This is a genomic window from Pseudomonas sp. NPDC089554 (assembly GCF_050280645.1).
Lineage (GTDB): Bacteria > Pseudomonadota > Gammaproteobacteria > Pseudomonadales > Pseudomonadaceae > Aquipseudomonas.
In genome coordinates this window covers 37,695-54,830 of record NZ_JBNNVR010000022.1, presented here as the reverse complement: position 1 = coordinate 54,830, position 17,136 = coordinate 37,695, and the positions used below count along the sequence as shown (strand labels likewise).

The window sequence follows — 17,136 nt, the reverse complement described above, 5'->3', positions numbered from 1 at the left end:
TTGCGTGCCGATATCGGGAAGTGTCTGATAAGCTGACGCCAAATCACTGGCGCCTTCGTCAGATATTTATTACAAAAAAAGCCTCCGCTTCGCACCGAACAGGATTTCGTGATGGTAGCCTCCGCCCTTGCGGCCAAGATAAAGAACATCGACAAGCTGTTGGCCCACTGCCAGCGCCGTCGCTACGCCGCTAAAAGCAACATCATCTGCGCCGGCGACAGAGCCGAGACGCTGTCGTTCATCATCAAGGGCTCGGTGACCATCCTGATCGAGGATGACGAAGGCCACGAGATGATCATCGCCTACCTCAATAACGGCGATTTCTTCGGCGAACTCGGGCTGTTCGACCCCTCTGGCCAGGAACATCAACGCAGCGCCTGGGTTCGCGCCAAGACCGAATGCGAAGTGGCCGAGATCAGCTACGACAAGTTCCGCGAGCTGTCGCGCCAGGACCCGGACATTCTCTACGCCCTGGGCAGCCAGATGGCCCAGCGCCTGCGCAACACCACGCAAAAAGTCGGCGACCTGGCGTTCTTCGACGTGACCGGGCGTGTCGCACGCTGCCTGCTCGAACTGTGCAAGCAGCCCGACGCCATGACCCACCCGGATGGCATGCAGATCAAGATCACCCGCCAGGAAATCGGGCGAATCGTCGGCTGTTCGCGGGAGATGGTCGGCCGCGTGCTCAAGGACCTTGAAGAGCGCAGCCTGGTTCAGGTGAAGGGCAAGACCATGGTGGTCTACGGCACGCGTTAATCCTTCGGCAGAGCCGCCAGCACCTGGGCATAGGCCGAGGACAAGCGCTCGAACCACGGCGCCTGTGGCACCACCTCGTGCAGGGCGATATGACTGTCGGCGCGGCAGCGCTGCTCGAGGCCACAGAGCTCGTTGAAGCGGTTGACCGACGCCACCATCGATTCACGCTCGTTATCCAGCAGCAGCGCGCCATGCACCAGCACCACCGGGCGCTTGCCCGCCAGGCCCTGGCGCCAGCGCTGGGCGGTGCCGACCAGTTTGCGGCCGTTCAGGTTGACGTTGTAACGGCCATCGCAGAAAGCGCCATCGATCTCGCCCACCGACGCCACGCCTCCCCATTCGCGCAAGACCTCGCACAGCGGCATGCATAGCCGTTCGTAGGCGTTCTCGATGCGGCCCTGGTCGCCTTCGCTGCGCGGGGCCACGTAGACCAACGCGACGTTGACCGTGGCATGGGACTGCGGCACCGGCTCACCGCCGGTTTCGCGCAATAGCACCGGCCACCCCGCGATTGCCAGCTCCGCGCAGGCCGCCTCGAAGTTGTCCAGGCGGCTCATGCGGCGCGGCATGACCAAGGCATGATCGGTCGGGCGCCAGAACAGCACGCCGGCTTCACGCTCGCCACGGCATACAGCCGCGAGTAGCTCCTGTTCGGCATGCAAGCCTTGTTCGACGGTGAGGGCCAGGGGTTGCTCGGTCATCGATTTCCATACCTTTTCAAAGACAAAAAAGCCGGCAAACGCCGGCTTTTTTGATCAGTCCAGTTGCTGAACAGTCTTCTTCACCTGTTCGGGGAAGAACAACCGCTGTAGCTCCAGCCCCGGTTGCTCGGCCCGCATGAAGGCCTCGCCGACCAAGAACGAGTAGACCTCGTTGATTTCCATCAACTCGACATCGGCCCGGTTGAGAATGCCACTCTCGGTGATGGCCAAGCGGTCGCGCGGGATACGCGGCAACAGGTCAAGGGTAGTTTCCAGGCTGACCTCGAATGTGTGCAGGTTGCGGTTGTTGACGCCGACCAGCGGGGTATCGAGGGTCTTCAGCGCACGCTCCAGCTCATCGCCATCGTGCACCTCGACCAGCACGTCGAGGCCGACGTCCTTGGCCACGCTGGCCAGCTCGGCCATGCGCACGTCATCCAGCGCGGCGACGATCAGCAGCACACAGTCAGCGCCCAGGGCGCGGGCTTCGACCACCTGATAGGGGTCGATCAGGAAGTCCTTGCGAATGACCGGCAGTGCACACGCCGCACGGGCCTGTTGCAGGTAGGCATCGGCGCCCTGGAAGTAGTCGACATCGGTCAGCACCGACAGGCAGGTAGCCCCACCCTTCTCATAGCTGACGGCGATTTCCGCCGGCACGAAGTGCTCGCGGATCACGCCCTTGCTCGGCGAAGCCTTCTTGATTTCGGCAATCACCGCCGGCTGCTTGCGCTTGGCCTGCTCGATGAGGGCATTGGCAAAACCGCGAGGCGCATCGGCAGCCTTGGCCAGGCGTTCCTGCTCGGCAAGGCTGACCAGGGCGCTGCGCTCGGCCACTTCCTCGACCTTGCGGGCGATGATCTTTTCCAGCACCGTCGGCACGCTCATGCTTCGTTCTCCTGCTTGAATACGGCGGTAAATGCACCCAGCTCTTGCATCTTTTCCCAGGCAAGGCCGGTGTGCAGCACATCATGGGCCAGTTCGACGCCCGACTTCAGGCTCATGGCATGGTCGGCCGCGTAGAGCGCCGCGCCCGCATTGAGCACGATCATTTCCGCAGCCTTCTGGCCATTTTCAGTCTTGCGTCGGCCCAAGGCATCGCGAATCAGTTCCAGGGAAGCCTGCGCGCCTTCGACGGTCAGGCCATGCAGGCTCTGGCTCTTGATGCCCAGGTCTTCGGGTTCGACCCAATACTCGGTGATCTGGTCATTCTTGAGTTCGGCCACGAAGGTCGGGGCGGCCAGGCTGAACTCGTCCAGGCCATCTTTCGAATGCACCACCAGCACATGCTTGCTGCCCATGCGTTGCAGCACCTCGGCCAGCGGGCGGCACAGCGCCTGGGTGAACACGCCGACCACCTGGTGTTTCACACCGGCCGGATTCGTAAGCGGGCCGAGCATGTTGAACAGCGTGCGCAACCCCAGGTCGCGACGCGGGCCGGCGGCGTGTTTCATTGCGCTGTGATGGCACTGCGCGAACATGAAGCCGATGCCCAGGCTGTCGATGCAGCGAGCAACCTGCACCGGGGTCAGGTTCAGGTAGATGCCCGCCGCTTCCAGCAGGTCGGCACTGCCGCTCTTGCCGGAGACCGCGCGGTTGCCGTGCTTGGCGACCGTGCAACCGGCCGCTGCCAGGACGAAGGCCGAGGCGGTGGAGACGTTGAAGATGTTCGCGCCATCACCGCCAGTGCCGACAATGTCGACCACGCCATCGAGGTTCTTCAGCTCAACCTTGTCGCACAGCTCACGCATGACCGAAACGGCGCCGACGATCTCGTCGATGCTCTCGCTTTTCATGCGCATGCCCATGAGGAAAGCGCCGATCTGCGCCTCGGTGCATTGTCCGGTCATGATCTGGCGCATGACGTCGCGCATTTCCTCGGTGGACAGGTCCAGGTGGCCGACGATACGGCTCAACGCGCTCTTGATATCCATGTTCGATCCTTAGCGGTGGCCGCCGGTCTGCTTGAGGAAATTGGCGAACAGCTCGTGGCCCTGCTCGGTCAGGATGGATTCGGGGTGGAATTGCACCCCTTCGATATTCAGCGTCTTGTGGCGCAGACCCATGATCTCGTCGACCGAGCCATCGGCGCCAGCGGTCCAGGCGGTGACTTCCAGGCACTCTGGCAGGGTTTCGCGCTTGACCACCAGCGAATGGTAGCGGGTAACGGTAAGCGGGTTGTTGAGGCCGGCGAACACGCCCAGGTCGTGATGGAACACCGGGCTGGTCTTGCCATGCATGACCTGGCGGGCGCGTACCACATCACCGCCAAAGGCCTGGCCGATGGACTGGTGGCCCAGGCATACGCCGAGGATCGGCAGCTTGCCAGCGAAATGCAGGATAGCCTCGATGGAGACCCCGGCCTCGCTTGGCGTGCAGGGGCCGGGCGAAACGACGATGCGCTCGGGGTTCAGGGCTTCGATCTGGGCGATGGTCAGCTCGTCGTTGCGAATGACCTTGACCTCTGCACCCAGCTCGCCGAGGTACTGCACGACGTTGTAGGTGAAGGAATCGTAATTGTCGATCATCAGTAACATCTGGGTTCAACCTCTTGAATCTACTGACTTTGATTTCGAGCCTTCCAAGCCACCCCAGGCGCGACGAGGCCGTGCGGGGTGAATGAAACAACTGAAGAAGGCAAACGGGGGCGGGCCGGGCAGGCCGGCAAGGGATAAAGTCAGGCGCGCCAACGCCAACGGGCGTGAGCCTTGATAACGCGCATCAAGAGTTTGCTGACGATCAACACGGGGGAGGTTCTCGCTTGTACGTCCCGGCACAGTAGCCTACCGCGCCCGTAGGCGCAATATGGCCGTAAATACGGGGTAACGAACTGACTTGGCACGCATTCCCGTATTTTTGATAAGGTCAATCGGCTGAACCTGATAAAAACAACGAAAAGGAATTTCAAGACATGCGACAGCCACCATTGCTGCGCTCTGCTTTTTGCATCCTCGCCCTGGCCTGTAGCCAGGCCATCGCTGCCCCCTCGCCCTACTCCTCACTGATCGTCTTCGGCGACAGCCTGAGCGATGCCGGACAATTTCCCGACCTGACCGGCGGTACGCCTGGCATGCGTTTCACCAACCGCGATGCCAACGGCAACTTCGCGCCGGTCTCGCCGATGATTCTCGGTGGCAGGCTGGGTGTTTCCGGAACCGAACTGGGGCCGTCCACATCACTGGGCAACCCTGCATTGGGCCTGCCAGACGGCAACAACTGGGCGGTTGGGGGCTACACCACCCAGCAGATCCTTGATTCGATCACCACCACCTCTGAAACGGTCATCCCCCCAGGGCAACCCTTTGCCGGGCTGGTCCTGCGCGACCGCCCCGGCTACCTGGCCAACGGCATGCGCGCCGACCCGAACGCCCTCTACTACATCACCGGTGGCGGCAACGACTTCCTCCAGGGCCTGGTCACCAGCCCAGCGACCGCCGCCGCCGCAGGCGCGCGCCTGGCGGCCAGCGCCCAGGCCCTGCAACAGGGGGGTGCGCGCTACATCATGGTCTGGCTGCTGCCCGACCTTGGGCAGACACCGAACTTCAACGGCACGCCGCAACAAGGCCCGTTGTCGCAACTGTCGAGCGTGTTCAACCAGTCGCTGGTGAACCAGCTCGGGCAGATCGATGCACAGATCATCCCGCTCAACATCCCCATGCTGTTGAACGAGGCCTTGGCCGACCCGGCCCAGTTCGGCCTCGCCACCGGGCAAAACCTGGTGGGCACTTGCTACAGCGGCGACAGCTGCGTGGAGAACCCAGTCTACGGCATCAATGGCACGACACCCGACCCGACCAAGCTGCTGTTCAACGACTCCGTGCACCCCACCATCGCCGGCCAGCTGTTGATTGCCGACTATGGCTATTCGATCCTCGCCGCGCCTTGGGAACTGACGCTGCTACCGGAAATTGCCCACGCCAGCCTGCGTGCGCACCAGGACGAACTGCGCAATCAGTGGCAAGCGCCCTGGCAGGCGACCGGCCAGTGGCAGGCCTTCGTCGCCACTGGCGCACAGGACCTGGACTTCGAAGGCCAGCGCAGTGCCAGCAGCGGCGATGGCCGCGGCTATAACCTCACCTTGGGCGGCAGCTACCGCCTCGATGATGCCTGGCGCGTCGGCCTGGCAGGCGGGGTGTACCGGCAAAAACTTGAAATAGGCCAATACGACTCGGACTACAAGCTCGACAGCTACCTGGCCAGTGCCTTCGTACAGTTTCGCCAGCAGCGCTGGTGGGCAGACGCCGCGTTGACCGCGGGCTACCTGGACTACCACGACCTCGAGCGTACCTTCGCCCTGGGGGTGAACGAGCGCAGCGAGAAAGGCGACACCGACGGCGATGCCTGGGCGCTGAGTGGCCGGCTGGGATACAACCTCGCGGCCGAGGACAGCCGTTGGCAGTTGGCGCCGTTCATCAGCGCCGACTACGCCCGGGTCAAGGTGAAGGGATACAACGAGGACAGCGACCGCGCCACGGCCCTGGGCTTCGATCACCAGAAGCGCACGTCACGTCGCCTGGGCGCAGGGCTGCTGGGCAGTGTGCAGGTGACCCAGGCCACCCGACTGTTTGCCGAAGTGGCACGCGAACACGAGTTCGAGGATGAGCGCCAGGACCTGACGATGCACCTGACCAGCCTGCCGGGCAACGACTTCACCCTGACCGGCTATACGCCGAACAGCAACCTGACCCGCGCCAGCCTGGGGTTGACCCACGAGCTGGCACCCGGGGTGAGCCTTCGGGGCAACTACAACTGGCGCAAGAGCGATGAGCTGAAGCAACAGGGGGTCAGCTTGGCGGTGAGCCTGGACTTCTAACCGGTACCCTCGCTGCAAAAACAAACGGCGCTCACCTGGAGCGCCGTTTGTTCATTCATCAACCACGTGGCGTCTGTTCCGCCAGTGCCACCGCGCGGAACATCGCGCGGCGCTTGTTGATGGTTTCTTCCCATTCCAGCGCCGGCACCGAGTCGGCAACGATGCCGCCACCGGCCTGCACATGCAACTCGCCGTCCTTGATCACCGCGGTGCGAATGGCAATCGCGGTGTCCATGTTGCCGTTCCAGGCCAAGTAGCCCACGGCACCGCCGTAGACACCACGCTTGACCGGCTCCAGCTCATCGATGATTTCCATCGCGCGGATCTTCGGCGCGCCCGACAACGTACCCGCCGGAAGAATCGCCCGCAGCGCGTCCATCGCAGTCAGGCCTTCGGCCAACTGGCCGGTGACGTTGGAGACGATGTGCATCACGTTGGAGTAGCGCTCGATCACCATCTTCTCGGTCAGGCGCACGCTACCGGTGGCCGAGACCCGGCCCACGTCGTTGCGGCCCAGGTCGATGAGCATCAGGTGCTCGGCGATTTCCTTGTCGTCCGACAGCAGGTCGTCTTCCAGCGCGCGGTCGGCTTCTTCGGTGGCACCGCGCGGGCGCGTACCGGCAATCGGGCGAACGGTGACCAGGTTGTCCTCGACGCGCACCAGTACTTCGGGCGAGCTGCCGACTACATGGAAGTCGCCGAAGTTGAAGAAGTACATGTAGGGCGTTGGGTTGAAGCAGCGCAGCGCCCGGTACAGGTCGATGGGCGCGGCCTTGAAGTCGATGGACATGCGCTGCGACGGCACCACCTGCATGCAGTCGCCCGCCAGGATGTATTCCTTGATGCGGCCTACCGCGTCCTCGTAGTCCTCGCGGGTATAGCTGCTGCGGAACGCCGGCTCCGCAGGCATCGGTCCGCCCAGGTCAAGGCCGCGACGAGGGGTGATTGGCTGGCGCAGTTTGTCGAGCAAGCTTTCCAGTTGCGCCTGACCTTGCTCGAACGCCTGCTCGTCAGCCGGGTCGACCAGCACGATCGCGTGCATCTTGCCGGCCAGGTTGTCGAACACCACCACGGCATCGGAAACCATCAGCAGGATATCCGGCACGCCCAGCGGGTCGGGGTTTGGGCTGGCGCCCAGGCGTTTTTCCACGTAGCGCACACAGTCGTAGCCGAAGTAGCCCACCAGGCCGCCATTGAAACGCGGCAGGCCGGGAATGTCGGCGACCTTGTAGCGGTCCTTGAAGGTTTCGACGAAAGCCAGCGGGTCTTCGACGTCGTGGTGCTCTACTTCGACGCCATCCTGAAGAATGCTCACTTGGTAGCCATGCACCCGCAGCACGGTGCGCGACGGCAGGCCAATCATCGAATAACGGCCCCACTTCTCGCCGCCCTGCACGGACTCGAGCAGGTAGGAGTTGGGTTGGTCGGCAAGCTTCAGGTAGATCGACAGCGGCGTGTCGAAGTCGGCCAGGGTTTCACAGGCCAGGGGAATGCGGTTGTAGCCGGCAGCGGCCAGGCGCAGGAATTCTTCGCGGGTCATGGGTAGCCTCGTGGCAAGCAGCAATGGGGTTGGGCAAGCGGACGGACCGGCAGAGAGGCCGGCAAGCGGGAGTCAGGCGCGCCAGCGCCAGCGGGCCAGGGCCTTGATGACTTTCATCCAGAATTTGCCGGTAACCACCACAGCGGGCTCTCTGCTTTGTGAGGCTTGAAGGTGCGCCAACGTTATCCCAGTGTCGGTAACGACGCAACCGGGCAACAGCAGGCGCAAATCATCCAGCACCAGGCTCGGCGATTCCTCGTGGATCGGCCGCCCATGGTTGTAGCCATAGCTCAAGCCCACGCACTTGACCCCCGCCGCCTGCGCCGCCAGCACGTCGCTGCGCGAGTCGCCGACGAACAGCGCCTGCTCGGGGGCCACGCCGGCCATTTTCATGACGAACAGCAGCGCGGCGGGGTCGGGCTTTTTCTGTGGCAGGGTGTCGCCGCCGATGATCCAGCGGAAGTAGCGACCGATCTTCATCTGGTCCAGCAGCGGGCCGACGAAGCGCTCGGGTTTGTTGGTGATCAGCGCCATTTCCACCCCCTGCTTGCGCAGCCAGCGCAGGGTGTCGCGCACGCCGGGATAGACCACGGTGAGCTCGTGGCTTTCGGCGTAGGCCTCCATGAACAGCGCCAGTGCGCGCTCGGCCAGCTCGTCATCGACCTGGTCGTGCTCGAGGCCGCCGGCCAGCGCCCGGCGCACCAACACCTGGGCGCCATTGCCGACCCAGTGGCGCACGGCCTCCAGGCCTGCGGCGGGGCGACCGAGTTCGAGCAGCATGCGGTCGACCGCAGCGGCCAGGTCGGGGACCGAGTTGATCAGAGTGCCATCCAGATCGAACATCACCAACCTAGGCAGCGCCCCGGGGAACAGCTGCTCGAAGCCGCTCATGGGCGGGCCTGGGCCAACTCGGCACGCATCTTGGCAATGACTTCCTGGTAGTCGGGGGCGTTGAAGATCGCCGAGCCGGCCACGAAGGTGTCGGCGCCTGCGGCAGCGATCTCGCGGATGTTGTTGACGTTCACGCCGCCGTCGATTTCCAGGCGGATATCCCGGCCACTGGCGTCGATCAGCGCGCGGGCTTCGCGCAGCTTGTCGAGGGTGCCGGGGATGAACTTCTGCCCGCCGAAGCCTGGGTTGACGCTCATCAGCAGGACCATGTCGACCTTGTCCATCACATACTTCAGGGCGTCCAGGCTGGTGGCCGGGTTGAACACAAGCCCCGCCTTGCAGCCGCCGTCGCGAATCAACTGCAACGAGCGGTCGATGTGCTGGGACGCTTCCGGGTGGAAGGTGATGTAGGTGGCGCCGGCCTCGATGAAGTCGCCGATGATGCGGTCGACCGGGCTGACCATCAGGTGCACGTCGATGGGCGCGGTGACGCCGTACTTGCGCAGGGCGGTGCAGACCATCGGGCCGATGGTCAGGTTAGGCACGTAGTGGTTGTCCATCACATCGAAGTGGACGATGTCGGCGCCAGCGGCGAGCACCTTGTCGACGTCCTCGCCCAGGCGGGCGAAATCGGCGGAAAGAATCGAGGGGGCAATAGCGTAGGGCTGCATGGCGCACCTGTTGGCAGAATCACGGTGGCGCGCATTGTACCCCAGGCGAATGGATCGGGGCTGATTGGTGTCAACAGTGCTGGCTCAACCAGGCTGCTGGGTACGCAGCTTCTCGCTACGCCCGCGCAGCCATTCCAGGGTCAGCAGCAGTACCACCGAAAACGCGATCAGCAAGGTGGCCGCAGCAGCGATGGTGGGGCTGAGGTTCTCGCGAATACCGCTGAACATCTGCCGTGGCAGGGTCGCCTGCTCGGGGCCGGCGAGGAACAGCGTCACTACCACCTCGTCGAACGAGGTCGCAAAGGCGAACAGCGCCCCGGAGATCACCCCAGGGGCGATCAGCGGCAAGGTCACCCGTCGGAAGGCCATCAACGGCGACGCACCCAGGCTGGCCGCCGCGCGCACCAGGTTGTAGTTGAAGCCCTGCAAGGTAGCCGACACGGTGATGATGACGAACGGCACGCCCAGCACCGCATGCACCAGGATCAACGAAATGAAGCTGTTGCCCATGCCCAGCGGCGCGAAGAACAGGTAGCTGGCAACACCGATGATCACCACTGGCACCACCATCGGCGAAATCACCAGGGCCATCACCAGCGACTTGCCGGGGAAGTCGCCACGGGTCAGGCCGATCGCTGCCAGGGTGCCAAAGATCATGGCCAGCACGGTGGCCGCCGGGGCGATGATGATGCTGTTCCTCAGGGCGCGCATCCACTCGGCCGAGGCAAAGAAGTCCTGGTACCACTGCAGCGAGAAGCCTTGCAGCGGGTACACCAGGAAGCTGCCGCTGTTGAACGACAGCGGCACGATCACCAGCACCGGCAGCACCAGGAACAACAGGATCAAACCGCAGAGAATGCGCAGGCTGTAGAACCAGACCCGCTCCACGGGCGACATGTAAGGGCTCAGCATGACAAAGGCTCCTCAGCTCAGGCGCAGGCGGCTGGCGCCGACCAGCCAGCTATAGATCAGGTACAGCAATACGGTCGCCAGCAGCAACAGCCCGCCCAGTGCGGTGGCCATGCCCCAGTTGATGCTGGTGTTGGTGTAGAAGGCGACGAAGTAGCTGACCATCTGGTCGTTGGGGCTGCCAAGCAGCGCCGGGGTGATGTAGTAGCCGATGGCCAGGATGAACACCAGCAGGCAACCCGCGCCAACACCGGCATAGGTCTGCGGGAAGTACACCCGCCAGAAGCTGGCGAACGGATGACAGCCCAGGGAGATCGCCGCACGCATGTAGCTGGGCGAGATGCCCTTCATCACGCTGTACAGCGGCAGGATCATGAACGGCAGCAGGATGTGGACCATGGAGATGTACACACCGGTGCGGTTGAACACCAGCTCCAGCGGCTCATCGATGATGCCGATGGCAATCAGCGCACTGTTGATCAACCCGCCCGATTGCAACAGCACGATCCACGCCGCCACCCGCACCAGGATCGACGTCCAGAACGGCAACAGCACCAGGATCATCAACAGGTTGCTCTGGCGGGTCGGCAGGTTGGCCAACAGGTACGCCAGCGGGTAGGCCAGCAACAGGCAGATCGCAGTGATCACCACGCCCATCCACAAGGTGCGGGCGAAGATGTCCAGGTAGATGGCCTGGTCCGGGGTGGTCTTGGCCAGCTCGCCCAGGTCATCGATACGATGATCCAGCGAAGCCAGCAGGTAGAAAGGTGTCACCTCGCTGGTGTTACGGCGAATAGCCTGCCAGTAGGCCGGGTCACCCCAGCGCTCGTCGAGGGTTTGCAAGGCTTCTTTATAGGAAGCCGGTTCGGTCTTGAACGGCAGCGCGCGTGCTGTCTTGGACAGCAGGCTGCGGTAACCGGCCAGTTCCATGTTCAGGCGCTTGGAAAGCTCGCCCAGGGTCTGGTTCTTGCGCGATTCGGCCAGGTCCTCGCTGAGGGCCTTGTACACCGCCTCGCCGGGCAGGCTCTTGCCGTCCCACTGCGACACCGCCTCGACAGTACGCGGCAGCCCCGCGACCACCTCGGGGTTTTCGACGCTCTTGTACAGAAGCGCTGCGATCGGCACGAGGAACACCAGCAGCAGGAACAGCGCCAGCGGCGCGATCAACGCCTGGGCCTTCCAGCGGTTGACCCGTTCGGCGCGCTTGAGGCGCTGCTTGAGACTTGGACCTGCGCCTTCATTCAGGGGCACTGCAATGGCCATGGCGAACTCCGAAAAACACAGAAAGCGAGGGAGCGCCGGCTACCGCCCGGCGCTCCTTTGAGGCGCGTTACTTCTTCGCAGCCCAGGCGTTGAAGCGTTGCTCCAACTGCTCGCTGTTGTCGGCCCAGAAGGCCACGTCGATCTGCACCTGGTTCTTGATGTTCTCAGGTGTGGTCGGCATGTCCTTCTTCACCTCGTCCGACAGCAAGTCGATGGCCTTGGCGTTGGCCGGGCCGTAGGCGATGTTCTCGGAGTAGGTCTTCTGCTGCTCAGGCTGGACGGTATAGGCGATGAACTTCTTCGCCTCTTCCACGTTCTTCGCGCCCTTCGGAATGGCCCAGGCGTCGAAGTCGTAGATGCCGCCGTTCCACACCACCTTCAGGTTGCTGTCCTTCTGCACCGCAGCGATACGGCCGTTGTAGGCCGAGCTCATGACCACGTCACCCGAGGCCAGGTACTGCGGCGGCTGGGCGCCGGCTTCCCACCACTGGATGCTCGGCTTGAGCTCGTCGAGTTTCTTGAAGGCGCGGTCTACACCCGCCTTGGTACTCAGCACCTCGTAGACTTTCTTAGGCTCTACGCCGTCGGCCATCAGGGCGAATTCCAAGGTGTACTTGGCGCCCTTGCGCAGGCCGCGCTTGCCGGGGAATTTCTTGGTGTCCCAGAAATCGGCCCAGCTGGTCGGTGCGGTCTGGAGCTTGTCGGCGTTGTAGGCCAGTACCGTGGACCACACGAAGAAGCCCACGCCACAGCCTTGGATCGCACCAGGTACATAGTCGGCTGCGTTGCCGAACGGCGCAGAGTCGAGTTCCTCGAACATGCCCTCCTGGCAACCGCGCTCCAACTCTGGCGACTCCACCTCCACCAGGTCCCACGACACACTCTTGGTATCGACCATGGCTTTCACCTTGGCCATCTCGCCGTTGTATTCCCCGGCGATGATCTTGCCCTTGCCGGCCTTTTCCCAAGGCTCGTAGAACGCCTTGACCTGGGCCGCCTTGTTGGCACCGCCGAACGACACTACGGTGAGGTCCGCAGCCATGGCTTGGCCTGCCGCGAACAGCCCCAGTGCCAGGGCGGTCAGTTTCAACTGCTTGCGCATTCTTATTCTCTCCACAGTACAGGGTTGGTGAAGCACACCATCAATGGGCTTGAGCAATCGGATCGAGCGCGCGAGCGTGCTCCACCTCCCAGCCAAGCGGTACCACATCACCCACGGCCAGGGCCGGGTCGAGCTCGGCGATCGGCTGCTTCACGAAGAAGTCGGCCTTGCCGCAAACCTCCAGGCGCACACGCACATGGTCGCCCAGGTAGATGAACTCGGCCACGCGGCCGGAGAAACGGTTCACGCAATGTTCGCTGTGGCCATTGAGGCGTACGCGCTCAGGGCGGATGGACAAGGTCACAGGCTCGCCGGCCTGGCCGACGTTCACCGCCAGCGCCTCGACCTTCTCGCCGCGGGCCAGCTGTACCAGGCAACGCTCGCCGTTGTGCGACAGCAAGGTGCCGTTGAGGCGGTTGTTCTCACCGATGAAGTTGGCGACGAAGGTGTTGCACGGCGCTTCGTAGAGGGTGCGCGGGTCGGCGATCTGCTGGATCTCGCCCTGATGGAACACTGCCACGCGGTCAGACATGGTCAGTGCTTCGCCTTGGTCGTGGGTCACGTACACCACGGTCACGCCTAGGCGCTGGTGGATGTGCTTGATCTCCATCTGCATGTGCTCGCGCAGCTGCTTGTCGAGCGCGCCGAGCGGTTCGTCCATCAGCACCAGCTGCGGCTCGAACACCAGTGCGCGGGCCAGGGCCACGCGTTGCTGCTGGCCACCGGACAGCTGGCCGGGGTAGCGCTTGGCGAAGGCATCGAGCTGGACCATGTTCAGCACGCGCTTGACCCGCTCGCTGATGTCGGTCTTGCTGAGGTTGCGCACAGTCAGGGGAAAGGCCAGGTTCTCGGCCACGGTCATGTGCGGGAACAGCGCGTAGTTCTGGAACACCATGCCAATGTCACGCTTGTGCGGCGGCACGTTGTTGATCGAGCGCCCACCCAGCTGGATCTCGCCAGCGGTAGGGGTCTCGAAGCCAGCCAGCATCATCAGGCTGGTGGTCTTGCCCGAGCCGGACGGGCCAAGCAGGGTGAGGAACTCGCCCTTGCGGATGTCCAGGTTCAGATCCTTGACGATCAGCGATTCGCCGTCGTAGCTCTTCTGCACGCCACGAAAACTGACCAGCGTCTCGCTGGCAGCGTTCGAATTCACCTCGCTCATGCCTGCACCTTCTTGTTGGAATGACTGCGTAGGCAAAGCGTAGAAAAACTGCGAGCACCCGCAAATCGGGGGTGCTGAGAGAATGCCATCATCCAGATGGAAGATTGTTTGTAGGGATCGCCCTACAAGGATGGCGCATTCAGATATGCAGCGTCCCTGTGGGAGCGGGCTTGCCCCGCGATAGCGCCAGCCAAACCACCTGTAGCGCCTGATCTGTCGCTATCGCGGGACAAGCCCGCGCCCACAGGGGTTGTCGTTGCCGGGATGGTCACACCAGCTTGTGCTCCATGGCGTACTTCACAAGCTCCGCCAGCGAGTTGACCTTGAGCTTCTGCATCAGCCGCGCCTTGTGGGTGCTGATGGTCTTGCTCGACAGCGCCAGTTGCTGGGCGATGTCGTTGACGTTGGCGCCCTGGGCCAGGCGCTCGAACACCGAGAACTCGCGCTCCGACAGCAGCGTATGCAGTGGCCGGGTCTCGGTCAGACCAACTTCGAAGACCATGCGGTCGGCCAGCGCCGGGTCGATGTAGCGCCCGCCGCCCGCCACCCGGCGAATGGCAGTGAGCAACAGCGCCGGGTCGCTGTCCTTGGTGGCGTAGCCGGCGGCGCCGGCCTTCAGCGCGCGGGCAGCCATCTGCGCTTCGTCGTGCATCGACAACACCAGGATCGCCGGCGGGTTGGTCAGGGCGCGAATCCGCGGGATCGCCTCCAGGCCGTTCACCCCCGGCATCGAGATGTCCAGCAGCACCACCTCGCAGGGTGTGTGGCGCAAGGTGTCGAGCAACTGCTCGCCATTGCCGGCCTCGCCCGCCACCTGCATGTCCTTGGCCAGGCCAATCAACTGCTTGATGCCTTCACGGACGATGGTGTGGTCTTCAGCCACCAGCACTCGGATCACGCTGAGTCTCCTGCTTCAAAGGAATGGTCACGCTCAGGCTGGTGCCCTCGCCGGGTTCGCTGTCCAGGACTACGCTGCCGCCGAGCATCAACGCCCGCTCGCGCATGCCCACCAGGCCGAAGGAGCTCGGCCGGGCCTGCTCAGGGCTGAAGCCGGCGCCGTCGTCGATCACCGTCAGGCGCAGTTGGCCACCTTCGTCGGCCAGCTCGATCTGCACGGTGTGCGCCTGGGCATGGCGCATCACGTTGGTCAGCGCCTCCTGGAGGATACGGAACAGGCCGGTCGCCTTGGCCTCGCTCAATGCTGGCAGATTATCCGGCACTTGCACCAGGCAGGGTATCTGCGTGCGTGCTTCGAAGCGCCGGGCCTGCCACTCGATGGCCGAAGCGATACCCGCATCGAGAATGGGCGGGCGCAGGGCCGTGGCGACATCACGCACCAGTTGGAACAGTTGGGCGATCAGGCGCTTCATGCTCGACAGGCGCTCGTTCAAGCCAGGGTCGAGTTCGGCAAACGCCAGCTCGCACATCGACACTTCCAGCTTGAGCACCGTGAGCATCTGCCCCAGTTCGTCATGCACCTCGCGGGCGATACGCGCCTTCTCTTCCTCGCGCACGCTTTCCAGGTGTGCCGACAGCTCGCGCAGTTGCTCCTGGGAGCGTGCCAGTTCGAACTGGGCGCGCTTGCCCTGGGTGATGTCCCAGACCACGCCGTCCCAGACCATCCGCCCATCGGCCAGGCGCCGGGTGCTGGCCTTGATGTCGGCCCAACGCTGCTCGCCCTGGCGGGTGACGATACGCCCCTGCCAGGACCAGTCCTGGTCGCTGGCCAGGGCCAGGTCCTGCACGTGGTGGTAGTCGGCTCGGTCGTCGGGGTGCACCAGGTTGCGCAGGCCCATGTCCGGGTGCTGGATCGCGGCGGGCGTATAGCCCACCAACGCCTCGCTGCCTTCACTGATATAGGGGAACTCCAGGCCACCTTCGCTGGGGTCGCGCTCCAGGCGGAACACCAGCCCGGGCACGTTTCCGGCAATGCCCTTCAAGCGTGCCTCGCTCTCACGCAGCGCCGCCAGGGCGCGGCGGCGCTCGGTGATGTCGGTGAGGAACACCACCAGGTACTCGGCATCGCGAAAGCGCAGGAAGCTCAGCGACAGCTCCACCGGCAGCAGGCTGCCGTCGGCGCGGCGACAGAGGGTTTCGAAAGGCTCCGTACCGCCCTCACCGGACCTGGCGCGCTTCCACAACTCCAGCCAGCGGTCCATGTGCAGGTTGGGCTCGATGTCGATCAGCGGGCGCTCCAGCAGCTCGCCCTCGCCGTACCCCAGCATGCGCTCGGCGGCATGGTTGGCATAGCGTACGTGGCTGTCCCAGTGCACCCAGAAGATGCCCACGGTGCTCTGGTCGATGGAGAACTGGCTCAGGCGCAAAGCCTCTTCGCGGGTTTGCCGCTCTACCAGGCTTTCGCGGGCCGCCAGCAGGCTACGCTCCAGGCGGCGCTGCTGTCGACGCTGCATCGTCAGGGTCAGCAAGGCGCAAATCAGCAACAGGCCGAACAACAGGGCGAGGTTCTGCCAGAAGCCCGGCGACTCGCTCAGGCGTGGGTATTTGGGTTGCAGCCAGCGCTGATGCAATTGCTCCAGCTCCTTGGCCGGCATGGCCTGCAGGCCGCGCTCGAGCACCTCGACCAACAGCGGCCAGTCCTTGCGCGAACCGATGCGCAGCAATTGCGGCAGGCCGATATCACCGACCACCGCCAGCTCGCCGAACTCGCTCTCGCGCGACAGTCGGCTCAGTTGCGCCTCGTCCAGCACCGCGTAGCTCGCCTGGCCGGCCACCAATAACTGCAAGGCCTCGCGCTCGTTGGGCACGCCGTGCAGGTTGAGGTTGCTGTAGTTGCCGCGCAGGTAGTCGGCCAAGCCGCTGGGCATACGTACCACCACGCGATCGCTGGCGCCCAGTTGTTCCAGGTCGACCGCCAGTGCCCCGCTGCGCGGGCCCACTACCAGCTGCGGAACCCGCATGTAGGGGTCGCTGAACAACCACAGGCGCAGGCTGGCCGGGGTTTGCGTAAGGCCTGGCGCGAAATCGACCTCGCCCGCTTGCAGGGCGTGCTCCAACGCTGCCTGGTCGCTGAAGTTGCGCCAGGTCAGGTCCAGCCCGAGCGCACGCGCCAGCCAGCCCACCAGCTCGACGTTCGCCCCATACAGCTGTTGCAGGCGCCGGTCGAACTGAGCGTAGGGCGCTTGCAGAACCAGCCCTACCCGCAGGCTTCGGTGGCTGTCGAGCCATTGCTGCTGCGCAGGCTCCAGTGTTACAGGCGATGGCCCCTCGGGCTTGGCCAACGCGATCAAGGGCAGGCACAACCAGCCGATAACCAACAGGCAACGCAATCGCTTCATCGACACACTCGTCTTGGCAAAGACCGCCACTG

General features: G+C 63.9%; 15 protein-coding genes. 2 read left to right on the top strand and 13 right to left on the bottom strand.

The window, feature by feature from the left end; genetic code table 11:
- The first annotated feature begins 111 nt into the window (after positions 1 to 111).
- Positions 112 to 756, top strand: coding sequence for a cAMP-activated global transcriptional regulator CRP (gene crp, locus ACQKPE_RS09650; protein WP_427665272.1), 645 nt, complete (start codon positions 112 to 114; stop codon positions 754 to 756).
- Here the strand turns inward: crp and ACQKPE_RS09645 are convergent.
- The 4 genes from ACQKPE_RS09645 to ACQKPE_RS09630 are packed head-to-tail and all read right to left on the bottom strand — an operon-like array spanning position 753 to position 3,994.
- Positions 753 to 1,457, bottom strand: a complete 705-nt coding sequence (locus tag ACQKPE_RS09645) for a lipoate--protein ligase family protein (protein ID WP_427665270.1) — start codon at positions 1,455 to 1,457, stop codon at positions 753 to 755. The genes crp and ACQKPE_RS09645 overlap by 4 nt on opposite strands.
- Positions 1,458 to 1,511: 54 nt before the next feature.
- A complete protein-coding gene (gene trpC, locus ACQKPE_RS09640; RefSeq protein WP_427665268.1) occupies positions 1,512 to 2,345 on the bottom strand; it encodes an indole-3-glycerol phosphate synthase TrpC in 834 nt (277 codons plus the stop codon).
- Entirely contained in the window at positions 2,342 to 3,391 is a 1,050-nt protein-coding gene (gene trpD / locus ACQKPE_RS09635; RefSeq protein WP_427665266.1) for an anthranilate phosphoribosyltransferase, read from the bottom strand. The genes trpC and trpD overlap by 4 nt, the downstream gene beginning before the upstream one ends.
- Positions 3,392 to 3,400: 9 nt before the next feature.
- Positions 3,401 to 3,994, bottom strand: coding sequence for an aminodeoxychorismate/anthranilate synthase component II (locus ACQKPE_RS09630; protein ID WP_427665265.1), 594 nt, complete (start codon positions 3,992 to 3,994; stop codon positions 3,401 to 3,403).
- Positions 3,995 to 4,368: 374 nt separating this feature from the next.
- Between ACQKPE_RS09630 and estP the strand changes: the two genes are divergently transcribed.
- Positions 4,369 to 6,270 carry an esterase EstP gene (estP, locus tag ACQKPE_RS09625; RefSeq protein ID WP_427665263.1) on the top strand — a complete coding sequence of 634 codons (1,902 nt, stop codon included), beginning with the start codon at positions 4,369 to 4,371 and terminating at the stop codon, positions 6,268 to 6,270.
- Positions 6,271 to 6,328: 58 nt separating this feature from the next.
- Here estP and trpE read toward each other — a convergent pair whose 3' ends face one another.
- The 9 genes from trpE to ACQKPE_RS09580 all read right to left on the bottom strand — a co-directional run bounded on the left by trpE (position 6,329) and on the right by ACQKPE_RS09580 (position 17,104).
- Positions 6,329 to 7,810 (bottom strand): anthranilate synthase component I, encoded by a 1,482-nt coding sequence (gene trpE, locus ACQKPE_RS09620; protein ID WP_427665261.1) that lies wholly within the window; start codon positions 7,808 to 7,810, stop codon positions 6,329 to 6,331.
- Positions 7,811 to 7,882: 72 nt separating this feature from the next.
- Positions 7,883 to 8,701 (bottom strand): phosphoglycolate phosphatase, encoded by an 819-nt coding sequence (locus tag ACQKPE_RS09615; protein ID WP_427665259.1) that lies wholly within the window; start codon positions 8,699 to 8,701, stop codon positions 7,883 to 7,885.
- A complete protein-coding gene (gene rpe, locus ACQKPE_RS09610; protein WP_136912648.1) occupies positions 8,698 to 9,372 on the bottom strand; it encodes a ribulose-phosphate 3-epimerase in 675 nt (224 codons plus the stop codon). The genes ACQKPE_RS09615 and rpe overlap by 4 nt, the downstream gene beginning before the upstream one ends.
- Positions 9,373 to 9,456: 84 nt before the next feature.
- Entirely contained in the window at positions 9,457 to 10,284 is an 828-nt protein-coding gene (locus ACQKPE_RS09605; RefSeq protein ID WP_427665258.1) for an ABC transporter permease, read from the bottom strand.
- A 12-nt stretch (positions 10,285 to 10,296) separates the two neighbouring features.
- Positions 10,297 to 11,544 carry an ABC transporter permease gene (locus ACQKPE_RS09600; protein ID WP_375099613.1) on the bottom strand — a complete coding sequence of 416 codons (1,248 nt, stop codon included), beginning with the start codon at positions 11,542 to 11,544 and terminating at the stop codon, positions 10,297 to 10,299.
- 67 nt (positions 11,545 to 11,611) lie between these two features.
- Positions 11,612 to 12,646 (bottom strand): ABC transporter substrate-binding protein, encoded by a 1,035-nt coding sequence (locus ACQKPE_RS09595; protein ID WP_427665256.1) that lies wholly within the window; start codon positions 12,644 to 12,646, stop codon positions 11,612 to 11,614.
- A 40-nt stretch (positions 12,647 to 12,686) separates the two neighbouring features.
- Positions 12,687 to 13,808, bottom strand: a complete 1,122-nt coding sequence (locus ACQKPE_RS09590) for an ABC transporter ATP-binding protein (protein ID WP_427665254.1) — start codon at positions 13,806 to 13,808, stop codon at positions 12,687 to 12,689.
- A 268-nt stretch (positions 13,809 to 14,076) separates the two neighbouring features.
- Positions 14,077 to 14,706: a response regulator gene (locus tag ACQKPE_RS09585; protein ID WP_427665252.1), complete on the bottom strand. Its 630-nt coding sequence runs from the start codon at positions 14,704 to 14,706 to the stop codon at positions 14,077 to 14,079.
- Positions 14,684 to 17,104 carry a PAS domain-containing sensor histidine kinase gene (locus tag ACQKPE_RS09580; protein WP_427665250.1) on the bottom strand — a complete coding sequence of 807 codons (2,421 nt, stop codon included), beginning with the start codon at positions 17,102 to 17,104 and terminating at the stop codon, positions 14,684 to 14,686. Before ACQKPE_RS09580 ends, ACQKPE_RS09585 begins: the two co-directional genes overlap by 23 nt.
- Positions 17,105 to 17,136: the final 32 nt, after the last annotated feature.

Excerpts from the sequence above, each read along its gene's own strand:
- trpC (WP_427665268.1), bottom strand. The coding sequence starts at position 2,345 with ATGAGCGTGCCGACGGTGCTGGAAAAGATCATCGCCCGCAAGGTCGAG.
- ACQKPE_RS09630 (WP_427665265.1), bottom strand. The coding sequence starts at position 3,994 with ATGTTACTGATGATCGACAATTACGATTCCTTCACCTACAACGTCGTG.
- estP (WP_427665263.1), top strand. The coding sequence starts at position 4,369 with ATGCGACAGCCACCATTGCTGCGCTCTGCTTTTTGCATCCTCGCCCTG.
- ACQKPE_RS09645 (WP_427665270.1), bottom strand. The coding sequence starts at position 1,457 with ATGACCGAGCAACCCCTGGCCCTCACCGTCGAACAAGGCTTGCATGCC.
- ACQKPE_RS09595 (WP_427665256.1), bottom strand. The coding sequence starts at position 12,646 with ATGCGCAAGCAGTTGAAACTGACCGCCCTGGCACTGGGGCTGTTCGCG.
- ACQKPE_RS09590 (WP_427665254.1), bottom strand. The coding sequence starts at position 13,808 with ATGAGCGAGGTGAATTCGAACGCTGCCAGCGAGACGCTGGTCAGTTTT.
- ACQKPE_RS09605 (WP_427665258.1), bottom strand. The coding sequence starts at position 10,284 with ATGCTGAGCCCTTACATGTCGCCCGTGGAGCGGGTCTGGTTCTACAGC.
- ACQKPE_RS09600 (WP_375099613.1), bottom strand. The coding sequence starts at position 11,544 with ATGGCCATTGCAGTGCCCCTGAATGAAGGCGCAGGTCCAAGTCTCAAG.
- trpD (WP_427665266.1), bottom strand. The coding sequence starts at position 3,391 with ATGGATATCAAGAGCGCGTTGAGCCGTATCGTCGGCCACCTGGACCTG.
- ACQKPE_RS09580 (WP_427665250.1), bottom strand. The coding sequence starts at position 17,104 with ATGAAGCGATTGCGTTGCCTGTTGGTTATCGGCTGGTTGTGCCTGCCC.
- rpe (WP_136912648.1), bottom strand. The coding sequence starts at position 9,372 with ATGCAGCCCTACGCTATTGCCCCCTCGATTCTTTCCGCCGATTTCGCC.
- trpE (WP_427665261.1), bottom strand. The coding sequence starts at position 7,810 with ATGACCCGCGAAGAATTCCTGCGCCTGGCCGCTGCCGGCTACAACCGC.
- crp (WP_427665272.1), top strand. The coding sequence starts at position 112 with ATGGTAGCCTCCGCCCTTGCGGCCAAGATAAAGAACATCGACAAGCTG.
- ACQKPE_RS09615 (WP_427665259.1), bottom strand. The coding sequence starts at position 8,701 with ATGAGCGGCTTCGAGCAGCTGTTCCCCGGGGCGCTGCCTAGGTTGGTG.